Raw genomic sequence first — 9978 nt, 5'->3', positions numbered from 1 at the left:
TCAACTGGTTGTGTCGAAACTCCAGTTTAGGCGCATCGACGCCGATAGGTGAGGAGGAGTCCATCCCATTGCTTCTGGCCGGATGCGGAATCGACGCCTACGGCAACAAAAGGTTTAGATGACCCGAAAAAAATGCCGTAGCTGAAATCGCTGCTCCACTAAACACGACGATAAGTGCAATGGGGACCCGAATCAAAGCGAGGCTAGCCAACAAAATCCCAGCTGCCAACAATCCGAAAGCTGCGGCAAAGTTGCCGCGACTCCAAAATTCTAGAAACCAATTTGAGACAATGTACCCGATAACACCGAGCCCAGCAATTGCACCGATGAAATAAACTGTGCCCTCCCAATCCATCAAGCGTTCAAGAAATCTCATAATCTATCTAAAATTAAACGTCCGTTGTTGGCCGGTTACAGCATCTGAGGGAAACCGATGCCCCCGAACAGCAGAAATGCACCTAGTGTGTGTCGTATGCCCAAGCGACCTGGGTCAGTTTCCCTCGTTTGAAGGTAAAAATTACCTCACCATTTTGGTCGCCACCAGTACCATAAATAAAAGATTCTTGCTGAACTTGTGTAGGTGCACCTAAAACGGCTCGCACCTTTTTTTTGCGTTTTCCCCACCTTCAGCCCGCACGGTAGATTGAATTTGGTAGATGCTGTAGAAAGGCCTGATGGCATCGCTGTCCCATCCGGATAGCGATAAAAACCCGCTTGGAAAGTCCTGAACTGTACGTTGTAAAAATCAAGTCTTGACCCGTCACCAGAAGGGTCATCCACACGTGACACTGAAACCTCTTCCGGTTTTTCCGAAGTGGCGATATCCCAATATTTCTCCACATATTTGATCAGTACCCGAGCCGTAGAGTGAGACCGCTCGTCTCCAGATTCCTCATCTTTATGAGACGGCACCAATCTACAGTCGTTTGATTTTGCATCGCCAGCTGTCGCTGGAGACACCACCGCCATGAATATCATGCCCACAGAAGAAATGATTCCAACGACTTTCCTTGATACGAGCATCTTCACATTGCTTCCCTGTAGTTGTCGTCGCGAGCGAGGTCCGCTGATCGCCGACTAACGACTTCGCGTGCATTCGCCATTCAAGCTAAGAGCGCGAACCTGATACGAATTGTCGCCGAGGTGACAAAATCCATCCGCGATGGCGTCTAGGTTCAAGGGTTCGACGACAATTGAAACGTTGTCACCGGCCACGGCGCCTGACCGCCGGAAGCCGCTCGGCTCGAGGCTTTTGACGGTAACGCCGACCTCCCCATGCTGAGATCTCAAAAAGAGCTTGTCGCCGAGGTGTACTTCGCCCTGTTCAACTTTGCCTGTAAAAACGACGCAGCGACCATCGATCGGGAACATGTCAATCACGCTATATTCAAACATTGCTTCTTCCGCAGAACTGATTGCTGCCTGGTGCAGCAAATAAAAGTGTTCTTTTCTATTACCATACTACCAAGGTCGGCTCTTGGCCGAAAACTGTCAAATTTTCTCAGTCATATGGGACACATCACATGCGCAATCTCTGACACGTCCGTTGCTGGCCAGCCCCGGCCGAAGGCATTCAGCATAGCATCTGGCATTTCTGCAAAGCTCACGCATTCTCACTTTAGGCCGAAGCCTCCCGTTACGGACCTTCGTAATGATCAACAGAACAAACTTTGGCGGTCAAACTCCGTCGACGGCGGCCCCGCCTCGATGAGCATTGTCCGCTCCAACGTCAATGAGTGTCAGCACTCTATCAACGGCGGATTCTTCTCAAAATCAAAATAAAGTTGCTTTATGGAAAAACACGAACTATGATGGGATTATAAACAGACCTAAACAATGTCTAAAGTTGCACTAACTACAAGGAGGCCATATGTTGCTCAACGAGCCCTCTGCCGCCCAGATCCGTAAAGGACCGCCACGGCCGCAAGATGCAATGGCCCCCTTCCCGGTATCGGCCAACTCATATGACATGACGACCGAAGATGATATCGGCGACGCGTTGACCCTGCTGGCTGCGAGCGGCGACGCGATCTCGATGTACGCGGCCGGCAGCCGGGAGGTGGTGCTCGGACGCATACTGCAGGTCGATCCCGAGCTGCCGAATTTCGTGATGGAGTTAAACGAAGGTGAGACCCTCAAGCCAGGCAACATCACCTTCGTCGCCTGGCTGCGCAGCGCGAAGCTGCAATTCCGCCTGTCCAAACCGGAATGGACCTCGCTTCCCGGCCAGCCACAGCTGATCCCGATGATCTTCCCGGAGACCTGCGCGGTGCTGAACCGGCGTGCCTCGGAGCGCATGGAGACGCCGCTGGGCGCCAGTTTCATGGCTTCGTATGAGCTGAACGGTACCCCCCATGAGTTGCCGATATACGATTTCTCGCTGGGCGGGATCGGCCTGCGTTGCTCGAAGAGCGATGCGAAGGGCTTGCTCAAGGGCCGCAAACTGCAGGAAGTGCAGCTGTATCTGGGATTGGAAACCGACATCGTCGCAGAACTGGAGGTACGCTTCACGCGCTCCATCCGCTCCTTCCTGCTGGGCGAACAAGTCCATATCGGCTGCATGTTCATCAATTTGACGCCGGAGGCGGAAGGCGAGATCAAAAGCATTATGGATCAGATAAACAATGCCCCGCGGCAGCGATGAAGCTGGACAGAGGCCGATCCGATACAATAATTGCAAGTTGGTCAAATTTCCTTGACAGCCACGCCGGCTATCTCGTACATTAAGGTCCATGACCTCGCATCTGCACCTATCCGCTTTCCTGCTGCCGTCGCCTAGCGCCCTATCGCTAGCGATGCGCCTACTAGCACGCGCTTAATTAGCCGCGTTCCAGCTGTACCCCGTGCCGGCCACAAGCCGCACATGTCTTCAAATCCCAGGAAAGTTTGCACCGATGCTCCCAGCTTCGTCCTTGTCGCTACTGCTAAAACTACCGATCGGTTGCCGAGCCTAGTATTCCGTGGCCGCGCGGCAGCCCTTCGCCACATGTAGCGCCGGCACACCCGATTCGTCGGATCACGGCATCCAGCACTTCCCAAAATTTAAAGACCCAGGAGCACCCCATGATGTTGCAGAACCCAGCAGCCAAGTATCGCGCCTTCCCCCCTGTGCAATTGTCCGACCGCCAGTGGCCGAATAACGTCATTTCGAAGCCGCCGATCTGGATGAGCACCGATCTGCGCGACGGCAACCAGGCCCTGATCGAACCGATGACCGCCGAGAAAAAACTGCGCTTCTTCGAGCTGCTCGTGAAGATCGGCCTCAAGGAAATCGAGGTGGGCTTCCCTTCCGCCTCGCAGACCGACTTCGACTTCGTGCGCAAGCTGGTCGAGGAAAACCGCATTCCGGACGACGTCACCATCATCGTGCTGACCCAGTCGCGCGATGAACTGATCCGCCGCACGGTGGAATCCTGCGTCGGCGCCAGGCGCGCCATCGTCCACTTGTATAACTCGGTGGCGCCGGTATTCCGCAAAGTCGTCTTCGGCATGTCGCGCGAAGAGATCACCAACATCGCCACCACCGGCACCAAGCTGGTGAAGGAACTGATCAAGCAGCACCCGCAGACCGAATGGGGCTTCGAGTACACGCCGGAGTCGTTCTCCACCACCGAGCTCGATTTTTCCAAGCATATCTGCGACGCCGTCACGGCGATCTGGGAACCAACCCCGCAGAACAAGATGATCATCAACCTGCCGTCGACGGTGGAGTGCAGCACGCCCAACGTCTACGCCGACCAGATCGAATGGATGTCGCGCAAGCTGGCGCGCCGCGATTCGCTGATCATCAGCGTCCACCCGCACAATGACCGCGGCACCGCCGTCGCTTCCGCCGAGATGGCCGTGATGGCCGGCGCCGACCGCGTCGAAGGCTGCCTGTTCGGCAACGGCGAGCGCACCGGCAACGTCGACCTGGTCACGCTGGCGTTGAACCTCTACACCCAGGGCGTGCACCCCGGCCTGGACTTCTCCGACATCGACGAAGTGCGCAAGTGCGTCGAAGAGTGCAACCAGTTGCCGGTGCACCCGCGCCATCCGTATGTCGGCGACCTGGTGTTCACCGCCTTCTCCGGCTCGCACCAGGACGCGATCAAGAAAGGCTTCGCCCAGCAGAAGGAAGGCGCGCTGTGGGAGATTCCGTATTTGCCTATCGACCCGCAGGACCTGGGCCGCAGCTACGACGCCGTCATCCGCGTCAACAGCCAGTCCGGCAAGGGCGGCATGGCTTATCTGCTTGAGCAGGACTATGGCCTGGTCCTCCCGCGCCGCCTGCAGATTGAGTTCAGCCGCGCCGTGCAGGCGGTGGCCGACGCCACCGGCCTGGAGATCACCGCCGACGGCATCTACGACATCTTCAACAAGGAATACTTCGAGCAGGTTTCGCCGTACGCCTACAACTCGCACAAGATGGTGGAAGACACCAGCAGCGACGAGCCGGTGCAGATCGACATCGCCCTCACCCACCGCAAGCTGCCGATGGCACTGCAGGGCGGCGGCAACGGCCCGATCGACGCCTTCGTCGATGCGCTCGGCCTGGACATCAAGCTGATGGACTACCATGAGCACTCGATCGGCTCCGGCGCCAACGCCAAGGCGGCCTGCTACGTCGAACTGCGCCTGGCCAACGGCCCAACGCTGTTCGGCGCGGCCATCGACAGCAACATCGTCACGGCCTCGTTCAAGGCGGTGCTGAGCGCGGTCAATCGCCAGATCACGCAACAGGAAGCCGCAGCAGTTGCGGCACCGGCGGGCGCCGACGCCACCGCCTGATTCAGGACGGCGAAGTAACGAGTATCGTCCGCGACATCATGATCTCGTCGTACAGCTGACCGTCGACGATCATCGAATCCGGCTCACGGCCGAACTCCTGGAAGCCCAATGACTCATAGAGCTCGGTCGCCGCGGCATTGCCCGCGGTGACCGACAGAGTCAGCCTTTGCACACCCGGCATGGTCGCAGCGAATGCCAGCGCGTGCTCCATCAAGCGCCGTCCAACACCCCTGCCCCGATAAGCTTCGGCCACGTACATCGCGCGGATATAGCCTTTGTGCCGGATTTTCAGCGCGGCCTCGCGCCCCACCGCGACCAGGCCAACCAGCTCGTCGCCATCAAAGGCGCCGAACATATTGCGGCCGGAATCGGCCGCCAGCCGCGCTTCTATCGTGGACAGCGGCGTGTCGCGCTCTTCCTCGTAGCTGGAACCGAACGCGGAAGGCGACTCGCGCAACCCCGCCAGCCGCAGTGCGAGGAAGGCCGCGGCATCATCTGGAATCAAACGGCGTATCAACATGGGCGACCTTAAAGAGAGCCGGCCGGATGCTGCCCGCTGGTCAGCACCAGCGAGAAGAACATTTCGGCCTGGCCGTTATAGAGTTTGAACAGCAGCGTATTACGGCCTTTTTTCAGATGGACCTTGCGGCTGCCTTCGGTCAGGTTCAGCGCGTCGATCTCCTTGCGGAGCGAGCGATAGCCTCCATCCTGGTACCACGGCTTCATGCCTTCGAAACTGGCCCACACCAGCTTATCGTTCAGCCACAGCCTGGAATCGTCGTCGCCGCCGATCTCCAGCCACACATCGCGCTCGCGGTCCGAAGCGATCTCGGTATAGCCGTAGTAGATGGCGTACTGCGCACCGTCGACCGGCACGACGGGATAACGGTCGAAATGTGTGTACTCCCATTTCAGCAGCCGGCGGTCCTTGCCGAGGTAGACGGCATCCAGATCGATCTGCTGCTCGGGCGGAAACTCCGGCGCAACACGGGTGCTGTCGTCGGCAGGGAACGGACCGATCATGTACCACGTGTCGATATAGACCCGGCTGGCGTAGACGCCGTCGCTGCCGATGGCGCGGCTGGCCCCGGGACGCAACGTCAGCGAATTCACCGCAGGCACCGCGATGGCAGCGGAAGAGTCGCGGTGCACCGCCCCTGTGGCATCGGTAAGGTCCAGCGCACTGCCCAGCGGCAGCGGCGTGGCGCCGCTGCGGCCCACGGCGGCGCCGGTGAAACCCGTGCTCTCACCGTCACCGATGCCCTGTCCTTTCACCATCGCGCCGTCAGCTTGACGCTGCAGTTGATCCTGTCGCGCCGCCAGCGCCTGGCTGGCCTGCCGCTGCATCTGGCCCATCGCCAGACTTAGCTCGGCGGGCGTCATCGTCTTCGGATCCAACGTCCGCGGCTTGCGCTGTTCGGTTTTTTTCAAGGCTTCTTCCCTTGATATCTTCAGCAGTTTGGCTAGCTGCTCCGCCTTGGCCTCGCGCCGCAGCTGCTCGATGGACTGCGCCAGCTCATTGATCGCGGCAGCCATCTGCTCCGGGGTCTTGCGCACCTGCTGTTCGCGCGATGCAGCCGCCGGCCCAGATGCCGCCAGCCTGGCCGCATCCTTGCCGCTGCCCTGTTCCAGCGCGGCCTTGATGTTGGCCAGCTCATTCATCTCGCGGCCCAGCGCGGCACTGGTGGCGCGCTCGGCGTAGTCCGCCGCGCGCACTTCGTTCTGATTGCCGGCCGCATGCTGGCCGACGCTCCACAACACCCACGCGGCGGCGCCGTGGCCCAGCAGCGAAACGACCAGATACTTGCGGTCCATCGGATTCAGTTCCGCGTGCGCATGGCGATATTGTGCAGGCCTTCGATCTGGCACAGGTCCATCACGCGCACGATGTGCTGGTAGGCGGCCTGCTTGTCGCCGTCGATGCGGATACGGGTGCCGGCATCGGCCGCGGCGACGGCGCGCAGGCGCGAGTGCAAGCCCTGGGCCGTTACCGCCTCGCCTTCCAGATACAGCTTGCCGTCCCGGCCCACGCCGATGATCAGCGGACGCGCGTTGTCGTCCGACTCCTCCAGCGCATTGGACGACGCCGGCAGCGTGATCGGAAGTTGCTTGTCCTTGCGCTGCGTGGTCTGCTGCTTGAACGACGTCGCCACCATGAAGAACATCAGCAGGAAGAAGATGCAGTCGATCAGCGCCGTAAGGCCGATCTCCGGTTGATCCTCGTCACCCAGGTCGATGCGCATGCTACGCGGCCTCCCGCGCGGCGATGAACCAGCGACTGATCAGGCGGTTGACTTGCTTTTCCAGTGCCAGGCCATACAACACCACGCGGCTCTTGAAATAGTGGTGCAGGCACAGGGCCGGCAGCGCGACGCTGAGACCGGCGGCGGTATTGATCAGCGCCTTGGAGATGCCGCCCGCCAGCAGCGCAGGATCACCCATGCCACCGGCATAGGCGATGACGTGGAAGGATTCGATCATGCCGATCACGGTGCCCAGCAGGCCGACGATGGGCGCCACGGTGGCGACGACGGCCAACGGCTGCGCCTTCTGCTGGTGCTGGCGCATCTCGATCGAGGCCAGGTCGCCGCAACCGGCGGAGATGATGGCCGCGCTTTGGTGGCGGTGCTCGACCATGTATTCCACAGTGCGCGCCAGGGTGCTGTCGCTGGCGGCCAGCACCGCCTCGATCTCATCGAATTTTCCGGCATCCCAGAGCGGCTCCAGTTGCTGCGCCAGTCCATCCGGTACGATATATTTGCGGCGCAGGTGCGCCAGACGCTCCAGCGCTACAGCCAGGGCCAGTACCGACAACGCCAGCACCACCACCATTGCGGCGCCGGCATGGGTGATTTGCTCGGTCAAATCCAATTCCTGCATGATCGGCGCCCTAGTATGAGTGAGGCAGCCATTATCAATTACTTTATATTTATTGGCAATCTCAAGCCAGTTCGAAACGGTAGCCGACGCCATACACGGATTGCAGGCACTCGGCGTCCGGCAGTTTGCGGCGGATGTTCTTGATGTGCGAGTCGACGGTGCGATCGCCGATGTCGCGCTGGTCCTGGTGGGCGAAGTCCAGCAACTGCTGGCGGGTGTAGACCCGGCTGGGATTCTCGATCAACTCGGCCAGCAGCCGGAACTCCAGCGGCGTCAGCGCGAGCGCGGCGCCGTTGTGCAGGATGCGCATGCCGGGGCGGTCGATCTGGAATGGCGAGACCGCAACGACTGGCACCGTGCCGCCGGCACCCGCGCTGCGGCGCAAATGCACGCGCACCCGCGCCACCACCTCGCGAGGGCTGAACGGTTTGCAGACATAATCGTCGGCGCCGTTGTCCAGGCCAAGCAAGCGGTCGATCTCGTCGACGCGCGCAGTCAGCATGATGATGGGGATTTGGGAAAAGACGCGCACCTCGCGGCACACGCCGATGCCGTCCAGCTCCGGCAGCATCACGTCCAGCAGCACCAGGTCGAAGCCGCCGCCCCGGATGGCCTCGACCGCGCTGCGGCCGTCGGCCACGCTGCGGGTCTGCCAGCCTGCGGCGCCCATGTAGTCAGCCAGCAGCGCGGCGATCTTGACGTCGTCTTCAACGATGAGGATATGGGACACGGCGTCTCCTATTTTTTTAGTGGCAAGCGGACCAGCACTTTCAGTCCGCCCAATACGGATGCGGTGGCGCCGACGGCGCCGCCGTGCGCCTCCACCAGCGCCTTGCAGATCGCCAGACCCAGCCCGCTGCCGCCGCGCTCGCGCGTGCGGGCCGCATCCACCCGGTACAGGCGCTCGAAGATGCTACCCACCACGTCGGACGGCACGCCGGGTGCGCTGTCCTCCACGGTGATCTCGGCATAGCCGGCGGCGCTGGTCAAGGCGACGACCACATGGCCGCCGGCGTCGGTGTAGCGCAGGCTGTTCTCCAGCAGATTGGTGACCACCTGCTGCAGGCGCCCGGCATCGCCCGTCATCATCATGGGGACGGACGGCAGGCTCCAGCTCAGATCAAGGCCGCACTTCTGCGCGCGCGGCTGGTAGCGCTCCAGCGTCGGCCGCAGCAGCTCGGCCAGGTTCAGTTCATGCCAGTGGTATTGCAGATCGCCCGCATCCGCCATGGTCAGTTGGTGCAGGTCGTCGACCAGCTTGTTCAGGCGCAGCACCTCGGCATGCAGCGACTGCAGCGCGTTGCCGTCGGCTTGGCGTATGCCGTCGAGCAGCGCTTCGATTTCGCCGCGTATGACCGTCAGCGGCGTGCGCAGCTCGTGCGACACGTCGGCCAGCACCTTGCGCCGCCGGCGTTCGCTCTCCTCCAGCGCCTCGGCCATGGCGTTGACGTGCAGCGCCAGCTCGGCCACCTCGTCCCGCGACAGCAGCGGCGCGCGGGCGCTGAATTCGCCGAGCGCCAGCCGGGCGGTGACGTCGCGCAGCGCCGCCACGGGCCGCAACAGGTGGCGCGCCAGCCAGATCGCCGCCAGGATGGCCAGGCCGACCAGGACGGCGGACAGCAGCAGGATCGACCGCAGCTGCTCGCGCAGGAAAATGGTGGCGCTGGCGTCGGCGCCGCCGGTCTCGCGCAGCGGCATCAGACGCATGTGGCCGACCACCACGCCATCCACCTTGATGGCGCGTTCGGCGCCGACCTTGATGTCGGGAGGTCCGATCAACTTGCCGCCCTGCGCGTCGGTGATGGAGATGCGCGAGGCGAAATCCATCGGATCGTTGCTGCGCGGCGGCGGAGCGGCGGGCCTGGGCTCGGCCTCGGCGGGCGGCGGATCCGCCTCCGGCGGCGGCGGTTCACGGCGCGGCGGCCTGGCTTGATAGGCATACGCTCCGCCTTGACCGTCGTCCGCCGGCGGCGGGCCGGCCCGGCGCGGCGGCGGTGGACGGCGCTCGCGGCGCGGACGGTGCGTGTCGCCGTCCGGCTCGAACACCTGGCTGATCGGCGTTATCCTGTTCAGCAGCTCGCCCAGCGCGCGCGGCTTCCCTCGCAGCCAATCCCAACTGCCTTCGGTGCGATAGCGGTCCTCCAGCAGCTCGCGCAACTGGTCGAAATCCTGGACCTGCAATTCATTGAGATAGGCGACGAAGCCGCGCTTCAGGTTACTGCTGGCGACCCACGCCATCGTCCCCACGCAGAGAAAGACGATAGCGGTCACCGCCAGCGCGATCTTGCGGGCGATGGTCAACCGCATGGCTGGCTCATGGTCGTCATC

Annotated in this window: 11 protein-coding genes; 2 read left to right on the top strand and 9 right to left on the bottom strand. The window is 61.7% G+C overall.

Features of this window, described 5'->3' with window-relative positions; all coding sequences use genetic code 11:
* Positions 1-97 precede the first annotated feature (97 nt).
* The 3 genes from ACCD07_RS26900 to ACCD07_RS26890 form a co-directional block, all read right to left on the bottom strand.
* On the bottom strand, positions 98-376 hold the full coding sequence (locus ACCD07_RS26900) for a hypothetical protein (RefSeq protein ID WP_413449115.1): 279 nt from the start codon (positions 374-376) through the stop codon (positions 98-100).
* A 146-nt stretch (positions 377-522) separates the two neighbouring features.
* On the bottom strand, positions 523-1029 hold the full coding sequence (locus ACCD07_RS26895) for a hypothetical protein (protein ID WP_413449114.1): 507 nt from the start codon (positions 1027-1029) through the stop codon (positions 523-525).
* A gap of 48 nt (positions 1030-1077) precedes the next feature.
* Complete coding sequence (locus tag ACCD07_RS26890; protein WP_413449113.1) at positions 1078-1395, bottom strand: hypothetical protein; 318 nt, start codon at positions 1393-1395, stop codon at positions 1078-1080.
* Positions 1396-1870: 475 nt separating this feature from the next.
* On the opposite strand from ACCD07_RS26890, the gene ACCD07_RS26885 reads away from it, so the two are divergent.
* Together ACCD07_RS26885 and leuA are read left to right on the top strand one after the other, a co-directional pair.
* On the top strand, positions 1871-2644 hold the full coding sequence (locus ACCD07_RS26885; RefSeq protein WP_353402271.1) for a flagellar brake protein: 774 nt from the start codon (positions 1871-1873) through the stop codon (positions 2642-2644).
* Positions 2645-3063: 419 nt separating this feature from the next.
* A complete protein-coding gene (gene leuA, locus ACCD07_RS26880; protein WP_413449112.1) occupies positions 3064-4770 on the top strand; it encodes a 2-isopropylmalate synthase in 1707 nt (568 codons plus the stop codon).
* Between the two features lies 1 nt (position 4771).
* Here the strand turns inward: leuA and ACCD07_RS26875 are convergent, their stop codons facing one another.
* The 6 genes from ACCD07_RS26875 to ACCD07_RS26850 all read right to left on the bottom strand — a co-directional run bounded on the left by ACCD07_RS26875 (position 4772) and on the right by ACCD07_RS26850 (position 9957).
* Positions 4772-5290 carry an N-acetyltransferase family protein gene (locus ACCD07_RS26875; protein ID WP_413449111.1) on the bottom strand — a complete coding sequence of 173 codons (519 nt, stop codon included), beginning with the start codon at positions 5288-5290 and terminating at the stop codon, positions 4772-4774.
* An 8-nt stretch (positions 5291-5298) separates the two neighbouring features.
* Positions 5299-6585: a hypothetical protein gene (locus tag ACCD07_RS26870; RefSeq protein WP_413449110.1), complete on the bottom strand. Its 1287-nt coding sequence runs from the start codon at positions 6583-6585 to the stop codon at positions 5299-5301.
* A gap of 5 nt (positions 6586-6590) precedes the next feature.
* Positions 6591-7013: an ExbD/TolR family protein gene (locus tag ACCD07_RS26865; RefSeq protein WP_353402260.1), complete on the bottom strand. Its 423-nt coding sequence runs from the start codon at positions 7011-7013 to the stop codon at positions 6591-6593.
* A 1-nt stretch (position 7014) separates the two neighbouring features.
* Positions 7015-7635, bottom strand: a complete 621-nt coding sequence (locus ACCD07_RS26860) for a MotA/TolQ/ExbB proton channel family protein (RefSeq protein ID WP_353402258.1) — start codon at positions 7633-7635, stop codon at positions 7015-7017.
* Between the two features lie 76 nt (positions 7636-7711).
* The gene (locus ACCD07_RS26855; protein ID WP_413449109.1) at positions 7712-8380 is read right to left on the bottom strand and encodes a response regulator; all 669 of its coding nucleotides are present in this window, start codon (positions 8378-8380) and stop codon (positions 7712-7714) included.
* 8 nt (positions 8381-8388) lie between these two features.
* Positions 8389-9957 (bottom strand): ATP-binding protein, encoded by a 1569-nt coding sequence (locus tag ACCD07_RS26850; protein WP_413449108.1) that lies wholly within the window; start codon positions 9955-9957, stop codon positions 8389-8391.
* Positions 9958-9978: the final 21 nt, after the last annotated feature.

Source organism: Duganella sp. Dugasp56, assembly GCF_047304105.1.
In the GTDB taxonomy this organism is placed as follows: Bacteria; Pseudomonadota; Gammaproteobacteria; order Burkholderiales; family Burkholderiaceae_D; genus Rugamonas; species Rugamonas hordei.
Note: the sequence above shows the minus strand (reverse complement) of the source record. Positions and strands in the feature narration are given on the sequence as shown.